Source organism: Parasphingorhabdus sp. W113 (assembly GCF_055693205.1).
This window is the reverse complement of sequence record NZ_CM146328.1, coordinates 1,146,360-1,159,844: the sequence shown is the minus strand read 5'-3', so window position 1 is coordinate 1,159,844 and position 13,485 is coordinate 1,146,360. Positions and strand designations below refer to the sequence as shown.

14 protein-coding genes are annotated in these 13,485 nt (G+C 57.3%); 6 read left to right on the top strand and 8 right to left on the bottom strand.

All coding sequences use genetic code 11. From position 1 onward, the window contains the following. The first annotated feature begins 95 nt into the window (after window positions 1–95). Complete coding sequence (locus ACZ1GS_RS05480; protein ID WP_472697484.1) at window positions 96–2,450, top strand: patatin-like protein; 2,355 nt, start codon at window positions 96–98, stop codon at window positions 2,448–2,450. Here the strand turns inward: ACZ1GS_RS05480 and ACZ1GS_RS05475 are convergent. The 4 genes from ACZ1GS_RS05475 to dnaK all read right to left on the bottom strand — a co-directional run bounded on the left by ACZ1GS_RS05475 (window position 2,447) and on the right by dnaK (window position 7,510). Continuing rightward, complete coding sequence (locus tag ACZ1GS_RS05475) at window positions 2,447–3,427, bottom strand: MBL fold metallo-hydrolase (protein ID WP_472697483.1); 981 nt, start codon at window positions 3,425–3,427, stop codon at window positions 2,447–2,449. The two genes, ACZ1GS_RS05480 and ACZ1GS_RS05475, sit on opposite strands and share 4 nt — an antisense overlap. A gap of 84 nt (window positions 3,428–3,511) precedes the next feature. Continuing rightward, on the bottom strand, window positions 3,512–4,159 hold the full coding sequence (locus ACZ1GS_RS05470) for a glutathione S-transferase family protein (protein ID WP_472697482.1): 648 nt from the start codon (window positions 4,157–4,159) through the stop codon (window positions 3,512–3,514). 116 nt (window positions 4,160–4,275) lie between these two features. After that, window positions 4,276–5,436 carry a molecular chaperone DnaJ gene (dnaJ, locus tag ACZ1GS_RS05465; RefSeq protein ID WP_472697481.1) on the bottom strand — a complete coding sequence of 387 codons (1,161 nt, stop codon included), beginning with the start codon at window positions 5,434–5,436 and terminating at the stop codon, window positions 4,276–4,278. 127 nt (window positions 5,437–5,563) lie between these two features. Then, the gene (gene dnaK, locus ACZ1GS_RS05460; RefSeq protein ID WP_472697480.1) at window positions 5,564–7,510 is read right to left on the bottom strand and encodes a molecular chaperone DnaK; all 1,947 of its coding nucleotides are present in this window, start codon (window positions 7,508–7,510) and stop codon (window positions 5,564–5,566) included. A gap of 200 nt (window positions 7,511–7,710) precedes the next feature. Here dnaK and ACZ1GS_RS05455 point away from each other — a divergent pair, with 200 nt between their 5' ends. The 3 genes from ACZ1GS_RS05455 to ACZ1GS_RS05445 are packed head-to-tail and all read left to right on the top strand — an operon-like array spanning window position 7,711 to window position 8,698. After that, window positions 7,711–8,100, top strand: a complete 390-nt coding sequence (locus ACZ1GS_RS05455) for a copper chaperone PCu(A)C (RefSeq protein WP_472697479.1) — start codon at window positions 7,711–7,713, stop codon at window positions 8,098–8,100. After that, window positions 8,078–8,203 carry a hypothetical protein gene (locus tag ACZ1GS_RS05450; RefSeq protein ID WP_472697478.1) on the top strand — a complete coding sequence of 42 codons (126 nt, stop codon included), beginning with the start codon at window positions 8,078–8,080 and terminating at the stop codon, window positions 8,201–8,203. The genes ACZ1GS_RS05455 and ACZ1GS_RS05450 overlap by 23 nt, the downstream gene beginning before the upstream one ends. Before the next feature lie 3 nt (window positions 8,204–8,206). Further along, complete coding sequence (locus ACZ1GS_RS05445) at window positions 8,207–8,698, top strand: vgr related protein (RefSeq protein WP_472697477.1); 492 nt, start codon at window positions 8,207–8,209, stop codon at window positions 8,696–8,698. A gap of 24 nt (window positions 8,699–8,722) precedes the next feature. Here ACZ1GS_RS05445 and ACZ1GS_RS05440 read toward each other — a convergent pair whose 3' ends face one another. The 4 genes from ACZ1GS_RS05440 to ACZ1GS_RS05425 form a co-directional block, all read right to left on the bottom strand. Further along, complete coding sequence (locus tag ACZ1GS_RS05440) at window positions 8,723–9,022, bottom strand: TFIIB-type zinc ribbon-containing protein (protein ID WP_472697476.1); 300 nt, start codon at window positions 9,020–9,022, stop codon at window positions 8,723–8,725. Window positions 9,023–9,176: 154 nt separating this feature from the next. Beyond that, window positions 9,177–9,350 carry a DUF465 domain-containing protein gene (locus ACZ1GS_RS05435; protein WP_472697475.1) on the bottom strand — a complete coding sequence of 58 codons (174 nt, stop codon included), beginning with the start codon at window positions 9,348–9,350 and terminating at the stop codon, window positions 9,177–9,179. Between the two features lie 114 nt (window positions 9,351–9,464). Further along, window positions 9,465–10,868 (bottom strand): MATE family efflux transporter, encoded by a 1,404-nt coding sequence (locus ACZ1GS_RS05430; protein WP_472697474.1) that lies wholly within the window; start codon window positions 10,866–10,868, stop codon window positions 9,465–9,467. Window positions 10,869–11,063: 195 nt separating this feature from the next. Next, window positions 11,064–11,360 carry a YMGG-like glycine zipper-containing protein gene (locus ACZ1GS_RS05425; protein WP_472697473.1) on the bottom strand — a complete coding sequence of 99 codons (297 nt, stop codon included), beginning with the start codon at window positions 11,358–11,360 and terminating at the stop codon, window positions 11,064–11,066. Window positions 11,361–11,613: 253 nt separating this feature from the next. Between ACZ1GS_RS05425 and ACZ1GS_RS05420 the strand changes: the two genes are divergently transcribed. Together ACZ1GS_RS05420 and ACZ1GS_RS05415 are read left to right on the top strand one after the other, a co-directional pair. Continuing rightward, on the top strand, window positions 11,614–12,969 hold the full coding sequence (locus ACZ1GS_RS05420; protein ID WP_472697472.1) for a GntP family permease: 1,356 nt from the start codon (window positions 11,614–11,616) through the stop codon (window positions 12,967–12,969). A 27-nt stretch (window positions 12,970–12,996) separates the two neighbouring features. After that, complete coding sequence (locus ACZ1GS_RS05415) at window positions 12,997–13,482, top strand: GNAT family N-acetyltransferase (protein ID WP_472697471.1); 486 nt, start codon at window positions 12,997–12,999, stop codon at window positions 13,480–13,482. Window positions 13,483–13,485 lie beyond the last annotated feature (3 nt).

The window sequence follows — 13,485 nt, the reverse complement described above, 5'->3', positions numbered from 1 at the left end:
CGACTAGAACAAACATAGAACATAATTTGTTTTCTTGGGCATTTCAACCGCTTTCCCGCTTGCACCATTTGGCGCATGCTGTCACTCTTGCGGCAATGCGGCAGAAAGAACTCAGACTGGCTCTTATATGTTATGGCGGCGTCAGTCTGGCCATTTATATGCATGGCATTACCAAGGAAGTGTGGAAACTGGCCAAGGCCAGCCGCGACTTTCATGATCGCGCCAAAAACGCGTCCTGCAGCCGCGGCACCTATTATGACATATTGGAGTGGATTGAACAGGAAACCGGGGTCAAGCTGCGGATATTGCCGGATATTATTGCGGGCGCCAGCGCGGGTGGAATCAATGGCATCTTCCTGTCACAGGCGATATTGTCGGGGCAGTCGCTGGAGCCGCTGACCGAAATGTGGCTCGATACAGCCGATGTCGATACCCTGCTCGATCCCGATGCGCGACCCCTGTCCCGTTTCTCCAAATTCTGGGCAGAACCGATTGCCTGGTTGGCGCTGGGTCGCAAAGGTGGGGCGGTTGAACAGACGGTTTCCAAAGAAGCCCGCGAAGAGGTCAAAATGAAGTTGTCGCGCTTCGTCCGGGCGCGCTGGTTTGCGCCGCCTTTTGGCGGGAAAATCTTTTCCGGACTGATTTTCGACGCGCTCACCGCGATGCAGAAAACCGATCACGGCCCGCGCCTGCTGCCGCCGGGTCAACCGCTTGATCTCTATGTCACGGTAACCGATTTTGTCGGCCATCCCGAACGCCTGCAATTGCATAGCCCGCCGGAAGCGCTCGAAATGGAGCATCGCATCACGATCAGCTTCTCCACCCGCGGGCGCCAGGGTCCGGATATTGCGGATCCCGCCGAACTGGTCTTTGCCGGCCGGGCCACCGCGAGTTTCCCCGGGGCCTTTCCGCCATTCACGGTTGTCGAACTGGATACCGTACTGGCAGAGCGCGATCATCAATGGCGCAACCGGGATCGGTTTCTTAGCCGTGTCCTGCCCAACCAGAGCCGCGCCGGCACGGTCGATGACACCGTTTTGATCGATGGCTCGGTGCTCGCCAATGCGCCTTTCGCGCAGGCGATCGAAGCGCTCAAGAACCGGCCCGCAAAGCGCGAAGTGGACCGGCGTTTTGTTTACATAGACCCGCGGCCCGATCTCGATGTCGCCAAAAGCGACCGCGCCCTGCAGCGGCTTCAGGCGGCGCAGGAGGCGGAAGACGAAAGCCTGCCCGGGTTTTTCTCGACCATTTTCGGGGCGATATCCAATATCCCGCGCGAGCAGCCGATCCGCGACAATCTCGACCAGATTTCGCGCCGCTCGAACCGCATTATCCAGATGCGACAGATTACCGACAATTTGCGGGGCGAGGTTGAGCAGAATGTCGAATCCATATTCGGTCGTACGCTGTTTCTCGACAAGCCGACCCCGGCCCGGCTTGCAGCGTGGCGCCGGAAGTCGCGGGACAAGGCCAGCAAGATGGCCGGATTTTCCTATAGCGCCTATGGTCATCTAAAACTGGCCACGGTGATCGAGGATATCGCGCATACCGTCCGCCGTGCCGCCGATGATACCAGCGCCAATAGTTTGCCCGTCATTCGCGATCTGATCTGGGCCGAATTGCGCCGCCAGGGCTTCGAGAATATCGGCAAGAAAGGTGGCGCCGGTCCCAGCAAACTGGCGGCTGAATTTTTCCGACACCATGATCTCGGTTACCGGATCCGACGCTTGCGGTTCCTGGCCAGGCGGTTGGCCGAAGATCTCGACAGCGCGGCGCCCGCTGATCAGCCAGCGATCGAACAAATGCATGATGTCATTTATGAATGTCTTTCGCTCTACATCGAACGCGAGACCATAGACTATCTTGGCGATGCTTTTGTCGCATTGGCCAAGGATCCGGCGAACAAGCCTGCCGCCCTGCTCGAAACACTGGCCGCCGCGCGGGATCTGGCGACGGCCGACAGCATGGTCGATCAGAAACTGGCCGATGCGCTGACCCGATTACCAAAAGTTGAAAAACGGTCGATGCTGCTCGCGTTTCTTGGCTTCCCCTTTTACGACATCGCCACCTTGCCTTTGCTGCAAGGCGAAGGGCTGGACGAATTTGATCCGATCAAAGTCGATCGGATCTCGCCCGAAGACGCCAAGTCGATCCGCAAGGGCGGCGTTGCAGCGACATTAAAAGGCATTGAATTCAATAACTTCGGAGCATTTTTTAGCCGATCTTATCGGGAAAATGACTATCTCTGGGGCCGTCTCCACGGCGCCGAACGGATGATCGATATCCTGCTGTCCACCCTACCCGAAGCCAAGCGTCCTGATGCCGAGAAAACCCTGCAGTTCAAAAAGATCCTGTTCCTCGCCATCGTCAATGAAGAGGAGCAGCGGCTGACCAAGGTCGGGCCGCTGATCACCTCTTTGCGCAAGGAAATTGCCCGCGCGACGATCTAGTGAGAATGATCCCCGCTATCGTGATCGCCGCCGTCATGATCCCCGCCACCATGGGCTGGCATCGCCAGGCTTTTGTAGACCGCCTCAACAAATGCATCGCCTTTGATAAACGCGTCCTTGTTGGTGTCCCACTGGGCCGCCGGCTTCATCGCCTGGATCTCAGCCAGTGACTTACCTTCGCCGCGCGCCTGTTCCACCGCACCGATCACGTTTTTCAGCATGTCGCGATAGTCCATCAGATCCGCCTTGGTCGCCATCGGCCCATGACCCGGAATGATCCGGGTGTCGTCATTGGCCAAACTCAGCGCTTTTTCCGCTGCGGCCAGAACACCGCGCGCATTGCCGCCGCTATTGAGGTCGATAAAGGGCAATGTGACCTTGTTGAAATACAGATCACCCATGTGAATGACATTGGCCTTGGTCCAATGGACAATACTGTCGCCGTCGGTATGGGCGTGTTTCATGTGCATGACACGCACCTCATCCCCATTGAGGTGAAGCTTTAATCCATCATGATAGGTCACCACCGGCAAGGCTTCCTTGGGTGATGCTGGATCATTGCCGCGTCCGGATTTCTGCACCCCAAGCATCCGCTCGCGGACATGGTCATGGGCCATGATCAGCGCGTCGGCTTTGCCAAAATTCTCGTTCCCACCGCTATGGTCGCCATGCCAGTGGGTGTTGATCAGATATTTGACTGGCTCGGCGCCAAGCGCGGCGATAGCTGCCTGGATTTTCGGCGTCAGCGGGGCAAATTGATCGTCGATCAGGACGGTGCCATCGGGACCGTAAGACACACCGATATTGCCGCCCGCTCCAAACAGCACCGCGACCCCGTCAGTCAGCGCTTCGGTCTTGATCTCGACTTTGGCGAAGCGATCATTGGACTGCGCATTGCTCTCCGCACAAGCCGTCAAGGCCAGCGGCGAAGCGGCGCATAATGTCAGCGCCAAACCTGATTTCCATATCTTTTTCATCGTGAGATCTCCTTAGCTTTCCTGTCTTTTAGACCATCAGCCGGTTCACGCAATGTTTGTGGTTGCCAGACCATCGCACAGCACTCACACCGCCGGGTCCAACTCCGCATCCCATCGCGTGGCGAGAAGGCTCTCGCGCTTGCCGATCCGGTTCAGCCAATGGCGCAAGGGTAGCAATTGTCCAATCAGATGGTCACCTTCGTTGGTCATCTGCACCGGGCGCAAAATGCAATAGAGGAAAATATCCGCGAGCGAGAATTGGTCACCGGCAAAATAGGGGACCTCCTCGATCCGGGCGCAGACAATCCCAAGATGTTCGGCAATTTCAGGCAAGGCCGCTTCGATAATATCCGACCGCAAGGGTGTTTTTAAGACCCGATTGGCGAGACGCGGCATCAGCAGCCCATGTTCGGCGACCGGAAAAATATAATTATTGGCCACGGATATCCAGCGATCCATTTCCGCCCGTGCGGCAGGCTCATTTGGCTGAAGCGCGGACTCATTATGCGCATTGTCGAGATATTGGCAAATGGCCACGCTCTCGAAAAGCTCGAGACCATCAATCGTCACCGTCGGCACTTTGCGAAACGGATGGCGCCTCTGGTTTTCCGGACTATTGGCCGGCGTTGCGGTAATCTGCCATGGCACGCCCGCTTCTTCGGCAACCGTTTGCACTATCCGGCTGTAGGTAGAGATGATCGTCCCATAAATGTGAAGCGAGGATGACGGCATGATGCCATGCTAGCTCCGAACAGGCGGGATGTCACCCACGCTAGCCGGTGGCGCCAAACGCCTGGTCTCATGCTGCAGCTGATCCGATCAAGGGTCAGTTACGGAACATCAGCCTGCTAATCCGCCAAGCCGTCCCAGGCCTCTTTAATCTTGGAGAAGAAGCCGCTGCTATTGGGACTTTCATCACCGGTTTCGGTTTCCTGAAATTCCCGCAGCAATTCCTTTTGCCGGCTCGACAATTTGGTTGGTGTTTCCACTTCGATCTGGACCACCATGTCGCCATGACCACGCCCGCGCAGAACCGGCATACCGGCCCCGCGTTGCCGGATCTGCTTGCCCGACTGGATACCCGCCGGAATGCGGATATCATGCTTGGTACCGTCCAGTCCGGGAATGGAAATTTCACCCCCGAGGGCCGCAACCGAAAAGCTGATCGGCGCGCGGGTGAACAGGGTTGTGCCATCGCGTTCGAACAGATCGTGCCGTTCGAGATGAAGGAAAATATAGAGATCACCGGCCGGCGCTCCGCGCGCGCCCGCTTCCCCTTTGCCACTGAGCCGAATCCGCGTACCGCTGTCGACACCAGCGGGAATTTCGACTTCCAGCGTTTGCGGCTTGTCGACCCGGCCTTCACCCAGACAGACATGACACGGACTTTCGATCACTTCGCCACGCCCCTGACAGCTTGCGCAGGTCCGCTCGACCACGAAAAATCCCTGCTGCGCCCGGACTTTGCCATGACCATGGCAGGTGCCACAAGTCTTGACGCCAGTGCCGGGCTCGGCTCCGGATCCGTCGCATTCGTCGCATCCGACGGAAACATCAATTTCGATTTCAGTTTGTTTGCCATGGAAAGCATCTTCGAGGCTGATTTCCATGTCATAGCGCAGATCCGCACCACGGGCTGGGCCGCGTTGCTGCTGCTGTCCGCCAAAGCCACCGCCACCACCGCCGCCACCGAAGATGGTTTCGAAAATATCGCCAATGTCGTTAAACGCTGCGCCGGCAAAACCGCCCTGCCCACCGCCAGCGGCATTGCCGCCGCCATTGGTGAAGGCTTCATGACCATAGCGGTCATAGGCCGCGCGCTTCTGCGGGTCTTTCAAGACATCATAGGCTTCGCTGACCGTTTTAAACTTAGCTTCTGCCGCAGCGTCGCCCGGATTGCGGTCGGGATGATATTGCATCGCCAATTTGCGATATGCGGATTTCAGTGTCGCTCCGTCGCAACCGCGATCGACCTGAAGCTCCTGATAGTAATCCATTTCGGTCGCCATTACTGTGCTTCCCCCGAAGCCTGAAGCATAAACAAAAGCCGTGCTCCCGCGCGTTTGGGAAGTTCCTCAACACCAGGTTTGAGCCCGAGGAAATCCCCGCTGGCGCGGGAACACAGTCTAAATTGCATTACTCAGCCGCTTTTTCTTTGGTGTCCGAATCCGCGTCATCGCTGTCATCAACCTCGGAGAATTCGGCGTCGACCACATCATCGTCAGCCTTGGCCGCAGCATCGGCCGCTGCAGCGTCTGCTGCGTCACCACCGGCCGCCTGTTCGGCTTCGTAGATCTTCTGACCCATTTGCATGGATACCTGCGCAAGCGCTTCCGACTTGGTCTTCATCGCTTCGGGATCGCCACCTTCAATGGCATCCTTGGTTTCCTGCATGGCCGTTTCGATCTGGCCCTTGAGATCCGCGTCGATCTTGTCCCCATGTTCCGAGAGCTGTTTCTCGGTCGTGTGAACCAGACTTTCTGCGTTGTTCTTGGCTTCTGCCTCTTCCCGACGCTTCTTGTCTTCCTCGGCAAATTTCTCCGCATCCTGGACCATCTGATCGATGTCATTATCGGTCAGGCCGCCAGACGCCTGGATCTTGATCTGCTGTTCCTTGCCGGTGCCCTTGTCCTTGGCGGAAACGTTGACGATACCATTGGCATCAATGTCAAACGTCACGTCAATCTGAGGAACACCGCGCGGTGCCGGCGGAATGCCGACGAGATCGAACTGACCCAGCATCTTGTTGTCCGCTGCCATTTCGCGTTCACCCTGGAACACGCGGATGGTCACAGCCTGCTGATTGTCGTCAGCGGTGGAGTAGACCTGCGATTTTTTCGTCGGGATCGTTGTGTTGCGATCGATCATCCGGGTAAAGACACCGCCAAGGGTTTCAATGCCCAGCGACAATGGCGTCACGTCAAGCAGCAGCACATCCTTGACGTCGCCCTGCAATACGCCGGCCTGAATGGCCGCGCCCATGGCTACAACTTCGTCCGGGTTCACGCCGACATGCGGCTCCTTGCCGAAGAATTTCTGGACCGTTTCGCGGACCAGCGGCATGCGGGTCATCCCGCCAACCATGACCACGTCGTCGATTTCGCTGGCGTCAACACCGGCGTCTTTCAGGGCCTTCTTGCACGGATCAAGCGTACGCTTGACCAGATCGCCAACCAGCTTCTCGAGGTCGGAACGGCTGATGCTCTTGACGAGATGCTTCGGACCATTTTGATCGGCCGTGATGAATGGCAGGTTGACTTCCGTGGTCTGCGCCGAAGACAATTCGATCTTGGCTTTTTCAGCGGCTTCTTTGAGGCGCTGCAAGGCCAGCTTGTCCTTGGTCAGGTCAATGCTTTCGGCTTTCTTGAAGTCGTCCGCCAGAAACTCGACCAGCTTGGCATCGAAATCTTCACCGCCGAGGAACGTGTCGCCGTTGGTTGATTTCACTTCAAACACGCCGTCGCCAATTTCGAGGATCGAAATATCGAACGTACCGCCACCAAGGTCATAAACCGCGATGGTCTTGCCGTCGTTCTTTTCAAGCCCGTAAGCCAGCGCCGCAGCGGTTGGCTCGTTGATGATGCGCAGCACTTCCAGACCGGCAATCTTGCCGGCATCTTTCGTCGCCTGACGCTGGGCGTCGTTAAAATAGGCCGGAACCGTAATCACCGCCTGCGTGACTGTCTCGCCGAGATAACCTTCCGCGGTTTCTTTCATCTTCTGCAAGGTGAAAGCGGAAATCTGGGCTGGCGAATAATCCTCGCCGCCGGCCTTGACCCATGCGTCGCCATTGGACCCTTTGACAATGTCATAAGGAACCAGTTCCATGTCTTTCTTGGTCATCGGATCGTCGAAGCGGCGGCCGATCAGGCGCTTCACCGCAAAAATCGTGCTTTCCGGATTGGTGACGGCCTGACGCTTGGCAGGCTGCCCGATCAGTCGCTCGCCATCCTTGGTAAAGGCCACAACCGACGGGGTCGTCCGCGCGCCTTCAGAATTTTCAATAACCTTTGGCTTACCGCCGTCCATAACGGCCACACAACTGTTCGTGGTGCCCAGATCAATACCGATTACTTTCGCCATTTTTCCCTCAATTCAGTGTTTAACTATTTTCTATACGAAGCAAAATAACCGCCCGGCCCTTTTTTAGTGGCACCGCTACGGCTTCGAATTGGGATATAGGTGGCATTTTCTTGGGCACAAGCCTTGGCACCGGGATGGAGAAGGCATACATAAGAAATATCAGGCTATGACCATCTAAATTCAGGAGTTTTCTGCCAGTTATGAAGAAACATCTTTCGATTATTTTTGGTGCGATTGCTGCGCTTTTTCTGGCCTCTTGCGGACAGGGCGATGTGCTTTATGTGGATAAAGCAGTGATCAATCTCTCTCCGGTCGATGGTAATCCGTCCTCCGGCTATCTCGAATTGCATGGCGGTCGACAGGATGTTTCGCTGGTGGGTGTCACCGCTGCCGATGCCCGCCGGGTGGAAATGCACGAGAGTATCGAAACCGATGGTGTCACGCGCATGGAGCCGGTCAAATCGGTCCCGGTTCCGGCTGGCGAAACGGTCCGATCTCGAACCTGGCGGCAAACATCTTATGCTCTGGGGTATTGGCGGCGGATCAGTGAAACAGGGTTTCCTAACCATGACTTTTATCTTTTCCAATGATGATCGGATCCAGATCGAGGCAGCCATTCAGCCGATCGGCGGTGCAGCGGCGGCCAAAGCGGAAGCGCAGGACGAACCCGCCGAAACGGACGCCAATCGATAAGCGATGACGAAAGCGGGATCCCGATCCGGCCGACCGCTTGCCGAAGCGGAAATCAATCTTTGCCGAACCATGTTCGGTGACGCGATTGATTATCGCCCGGTCCGGTTATTCAATCGCAAATGGCTCCCGTTCCAGCCCCGCAAGGTCACCATGGCGCCGGATGGCAATCTCTGGTTTCATCCCGACAGCAATCTGTTTGCCGATGATTTTTCCAAGCAGGACCTTAACCTCCAAGGTTTATTCATTCATGAAATGGTGCATGTCTGGCAGCATCAGCAGGGTATTTTTCTGCCGCTCGCTCGCCATCCGTTTTGCCGCTATGACTATGAGCTGGTGCCCGGCAAGCCTTTTACCGACTACGGAATCGAGCAGCAGGCGGAAATTGTTCGCCACATATTCCTGCTAAAACAGGGCGCGCGGCTGAAAAACGGATTGCAAATGTCCCATTTCGACGGACTGATCACTTTCGGGACGACCGCGGGCAACTATGCCTGATCGCGACGCGGGGCAGCGCGGGCTTCAGTCAAAAAGCTCTTCGAGAAAGGACTTGCGCCGCTTTTTCGGGCGTTGGTGTCGGTAGGTATCGCGGTATATCGATCGGTCTGGCCGATAGGTCGGCTCCGTGAGATGCCCGGGCCGCGACCGCTCCACGATTTTGTCAATTTCCCCGCGATCCAACCACACACCGCGGCATTGCGGGCAATAATCAATTTCGACACCCTGTCGCTCGCTGATCGCGAGATTGGTCCGACACACGGGACAGGCCATGCCGGATGAAAGCGTTGCGGCTTGTGGATCTTGATGCGCATGGTTGGTCATCGGGCAGGTCCTTTCGTCTGCTTGCCAGAGGGTCAACAAGTTTGCCAATCGGAAGGCGGAGTCAGCAAGGGCGACATGTACGTTTTCCGGCGGGGACCGGGGAGTGAAAACATTGTACATGCCGCCCAGCTACACCTGGTCTGCACCACGGGGTTCAAATGGGCGCAGGTTCCAGTTCGCGCTTCGCAGCGACGATTTTGTCCTTGATCCGCAAGCGGATCCGTTTGAGCTGTTGCATTTCGTGCTGGCGTCCAGCCGTTTTGCAATTGTCGATCAGGCGATTGAGGCGTCTGTGGCGTTTTTTAAGTTCGTCAAGATAATGCTTCATGTCGTCCTCCTGAAAACAGAAATGGCAAATCCGTTCCGATTGATCCAATCGAAACAGTTCGCTTAACTTGATAGATAATAACGATGATGAAAGCGGAACGGTGATAACCCTTTATCAATCCACAACTAGTTCGGCAGGAGGCCGATCTCGATCGCGCATCATCCAGCGCGAAATCATCAATATTGCGACGATGCCGAGACCGCTGGCCAGGCCGGTCCAGACACCAATGCCTTCCCAGCCCCGCCAAAAGGCAAGACCCGCCCCGACGCCGATACCGATAAACCAATAGCCCATCAGCGCAAAGACCATCGGCACCGTGGTGTCATGCAATCCGCGCAGCATCCCTGCTCCGACGACTTGTGCCCCATCGACAATCTGGAAAATGGCTGCAATGGCCAGAAAGCTGACCGCCAGGGCTGCGACCTGCCGGTTTTCCGGTTGCGCTGGGTCAATGAACAACCCGATCAGGAAATCGGGCGCGAGAACAAAGACCAGAGCCATGGCCGCCATAAATCCGGTGCCCAGCACGAAACTGACCCAGCCGGCACGAGTAATTCCGGCCTTGTCCTTGCGGCCATATTGGATGCCGACCCGAACCGTAGCGGCCTGGGCCAGGCCCATGGGAACCATGAATGTCAGCGATGCAAGCTGCAGGGCGATCGCGTGTGCCGCGACGGACTCGGCGTTGATCAATCCCATTAGCAAGGCGGCGATACCAAAGACCGAGCCTTCGAGACCCATGGTGATGGCGATCGGCAATCCGAGTTTCCAAAGCGCTCGATAGCGCGCCCAGTCGCTCACCCAGAAGCGCCCGAAAAGACGATAACGGCGAAAGCGCCGGTGCAGCACAACCACCAATGCCATGCCGCCGAACATCAACAGGTTGGTCATCACGCTGCCAATCCCCGCGCCGACGACGCCAAATTCTGGCACGCCGAATTTGCCGAAGATCAGTGCATAGTTGAACAGCGCGTTGGCCAGCACCGCGATCACGCTGATGATCAACGCCCAGACCGGTTGCTCAAGCGCCGAGACAAAATTGCGCAGGATTATGAAACACAGAAACGGCAATATCGACCACATATAGGCCGATATGTAGGTGCCGGCGGTATAGGCGAGATCTGGTTGCTGACCGAAAGAAACCAGAATGGCTTCGGTGTTCCAGAGCAGCATCCAGAAAGGGATGATCACCGTAACGGCGGCCCAAATGGCCTGCCGGAAGGTTCGACGCAAATCACGGACGCTGTTGCTCTTGCGCCCGATTTCGGTGGCCATCATCGGGGCCGACGCGGTCACCAGTCCCATGCAGAAAATCGCACAGCTCATCGCGAGATTAAAGCCGAGCGTTGCCCCGGCAAGCTCGCGCGCACCCAGCCAGCCGATCATCAGAACATCGGTCGCTCCGATCATTGCCATCGTCAGATTCGACAGGATAAGCGGCCAGGCGAGCTTCAGCGTCGTCGACGCTTCCCGTTGCCACGGTCCCGAAGACCGAAAATGTTGCGCTGTCGAGGCCATAGCAGCCCGTTACCGCAAGCCGCTTCCTCGCGCTAGCGAAAGAAACAAAGGGTGGATATGGCCTTCAGAATCATTGTCGCGCCGCCGATAGAATGTAAAGGGTGGGTCGTAAGCCTATCGATCTGCTTTCCCGGAAAAATGCGACCCGCAGAAAGACAGACTTACGACCGCCGATTGATCGGAGGAATAGATCAATCAATCGGGATAACCGGGTTCTCCTCGGCAATCATCATCGAGGGCGCCGACATCATTATAGCCATCGCAATCATCATCCTTGTCGATGAAATAGCCGGCCGCCGCGCCGGCGGCTGCACCAATGGCAGCGCCTTTCAAGGCATCGTCCGTGCCACCGGTCACCGCCCCGATGACAGCGCCGGTGGCCGCTCCGGCCGCCGCGCCCTCACCCGCATAATTGCCGGCGCAAGCCGATAGCGTGAGCGCCGCTGCAGCGGATAATGGCAGTATTGAAACTTTTCCAAGGGATACTCGCATGGGGACTTACTCCTGAGATTCTGTGGCCCCCGCAGCATTTCAAACATGGCGAGCCTCTCGGTTTCCTGAACATGTCGGGTTTTCGGGACGAATCGTATTGCCGCTGCGGCCAATGTGCATTCAGGGCAGCAGCACTGACCCGCCCGCTCGCCAGTCAGTGCCGCCGTCGTTCTGACACCCCTCAAAATTGACGCTTGCGACGCCTTGCCATCCTCTGCCACTAAGGCGGTTCAGATTGTGGGGACCAACAGACATGCTTTCAGCGATAGGATTAGCCGGCGGGCTGGCGCTGCTTATTTACATGACGGTTCGCGGCGTGAATATCCTGATCGCCGGCCCGGTTGCCGCGGCGATCGTGGCGGCCACCAGCGGCCTGGCCTGGTTGCCACCGCTGGCCGCAGAAGGCGCACCCGATTTCGCCACCGCTTATATGGATGGCTTTGTCAGCTTCTTCAAAAGCTGGTTCTTCATGTTCTTGCTCGGAGCCATATTCGGCGAGATCATGGGCGCCAGCGGGGCCGCAGCCAGCGTGGCCCACTGGATTATCGAAAAAATCGGCATCAAACATGCCGTGCTCGCCGTGGTCGCGGCCTGCGCGGTGCTGACCTACGGCGGCGTCAGCGTGTTCATCGTGGCCTTTTCGGTCTATTCGCTGGCCGTCCATCTGTTTCGCGAAGCCAATCTGCCGCGACGCTTCATCCCCGCAGCCCTCGCCTTCGGATCGGTGACATTCACCATGACAACCGCAGGCAGTCCCGAGATCCAGAATCTGATCCCGATGGAATTTCTGGGCACGTCCGCTTATGCCGGTTGGGAAGTCAGTCTGGTTGTGGCGGTTTTCATGGCGATAACCGGCCATTTCTGGCTCAACTGGATGGTCAAGCGCGCGGTCGCCAATGGCGAGACGTTCGTCGGCCGTGAAACCGACGACAGCAATACCGACTATGGCGCCCTGCCTGCCCCCATCCTGTGTTTGTTGCCGCTCGCTGCGGTTCTGGGCATTTTCCTGATTTTCCAATATCCCCAGAATATGGGCCCCTTGTCCGGCATATTGCCACAAAACTCACTGGACAAATGGGCCCTGGTCGCCGCGCTGGGGGCCGGCGCAGTGGTTGCGCTGATGGTCGGCTACCAAAAAATCAAGGCGATGCCCGAAGCATTTTCCCGCGGCGCAACCAGCGCGGTGGTTGCAATTACCAACACCTGTGCGGTTGTCGGTTTCGGTGCGGTTGCCAAGCTCTCTCCGGCCTTTCAGGAAGCCTTGGTGATGGTCCAGAATATTCCCGGCAGTCCGTTAATCGGTGCCGCTGTGGCGGTGACCGTGATCGCCGGCCTGACCGGTTCGGCTTCGGGTGGTCAAACCATCGCCCTGCCGTTGATTGCGCCCCATTATCTTGATGTCGGGGCGCAACCCGATGAACTCCATCGGGTCGTGGCCATATCCTCCGGCGCGCTCGATAGTCTGCCGCATAATGGCTATGTCGTGACCACCATCCGCGCCGTCTGCGGTGAAACCCACAAGGATGCCTATGGCGCGGTGGGAGCCCTGACGGTGATCATTCCGGTGGTTGGAACCATCATGGCGGTGATATTATTCGGCTTGTTCTGACCCACAAAAAGATGCTTAAAACGCGTCATGACAATCACCGCACGCACCTATCAACCGAGTGACAAGCCAGACTTCATCGCGCTGAACCTCGAATGGATCGAGAAATCTTTCTCGGTTGAGCAGAGTGATCGCGACCAGCTGGAGAATCTCGAAACAACAATCATCGGTGCTGGTGGGCAGATCATCATCGCCGAACAGGATCATCGGGTCGTCGGCACGGGCGCCGTCGTTCCGCCCCATCATGATCCGAACGATGGCCGGCAATGGTTGGAGGTTATCAAAATGGCGGCGCGCAAGGATCTGCGCGGGCGGGGTATTGGACAGACGGTCATGAACGCCCTGATCGCCGAAGCGCGCCGGCTGCGTGCCGACGCGCTCTGGCTGGAGACCAACGGGGATTTGAAAGCGGCGATCAGGCTGTACGAACGCAGTGGCTTCGTGCATCTGCCGGAAGACCAGCTGTGGCCGACGCCATATGCGCGCTGCAATGTCCAGATGACATTGATGCTTTAGCCA

Bases quoted from the DNA above. Each gene is read 5' to 3' on its own strand.
- ACZ1GS_RS05480 (WP_472697484.1), top strand. From the start codon at position 96: ATGCGGCAGAAAGAACTCAGACTGGCTCTTATATGTTATGGCGGCGTC.
- ACZ1GS_RS05475 (WP_472697483.1), bottom strand. From the start codon at position 3,427: ATGAAAAAGATATGGAAATCAGGTTTGGCGCTGACATTATGCGCCGCT.
- ACZ1GS_RS05470 (WP_472697482.1), bottom strand. From the start codon at position 4,159: ATGCCGTCATCCTCGCTTCACATTTATGGGACGATCATCTCTACCTAC.
- dnaJ (WP_472697481.1), bottom strand. From the start codon at position 5,436: ATGGCGACCGAAATGGATTACTATCAGGAGCTTCAGGTCGATCGCGGT.
- dnaK (WP_472697480.1), bottom strand. From the start codon at position 7,510: ATGGCGAAAGTAATCGGTATTGATCTGGGCACCACGAACAGTTGTGTG.
- ACZ1GS_RS05455 (WP_472697479.1), top strand. From the start codon at position 7,711: ATGAAGAAACATCTTTCGATTATTTTTGGTGCGATTGCTGCGCTTTTT.
- ACZ1GS_RS05450 (WP_472697478.1), top strand. From the start codon at position 8,078: ATGACTTTTATCTTTTCCAATGATGATCGGATCCAGATCGAGGCAGCC.
- ACZ1GS_RS05445 (WP_472697477.1), top strand. From the start codon at position 8,207: ATGACGAAAGCGGGATCCCGATCCGGCCGACCGCTTGCCGAAGCGGAA.
- ACZ1GS_RS05440 (WP_472697476.1), bottom strand. From the start codon at position 9,022: ATGACCAACCATGCGCATCAAGATCCACAAGCCGCAACGCTTTCATCC.
- ACZ1GS_RS05435 (WP_472697475.1), bottom strand. From the start codon at position 9,350: ATGAAGCATTATCTTGACGAACTTAAAAAACGCCACAGACGCCTCAAT.
- ACZ1GS_RS05430 (WP_472697474.1), bottom strand. From the start codon at position 10,868: ATGGCCTCGACAGCGCAACATTTTCGGTCTTCGGGACCGTGGCAACGG.
- ACZ1GS_RS05425 (WP_472697473.1), bottom strand. From the start codon at position 11,360: ATGCGAGTATCCCTTGGAAAAGTTTCAATACTGCCATTATCCGCTGCA.
- ACZ1GS_RS05420 (WP_472697472.1), top strand. From the start codon at position 11,614: ATGCTTTCAGCGATAGGATTAGCCGGCGGGCTGGCGCTGCTTATTTAC.
- ACZ1GS_RS05415 (WP_472697471.1), top strand. From the start codon at position 12,997: ATGACAATCACCGCACGCACCTATCAACCGAGTGACAAGCCAGACTTC.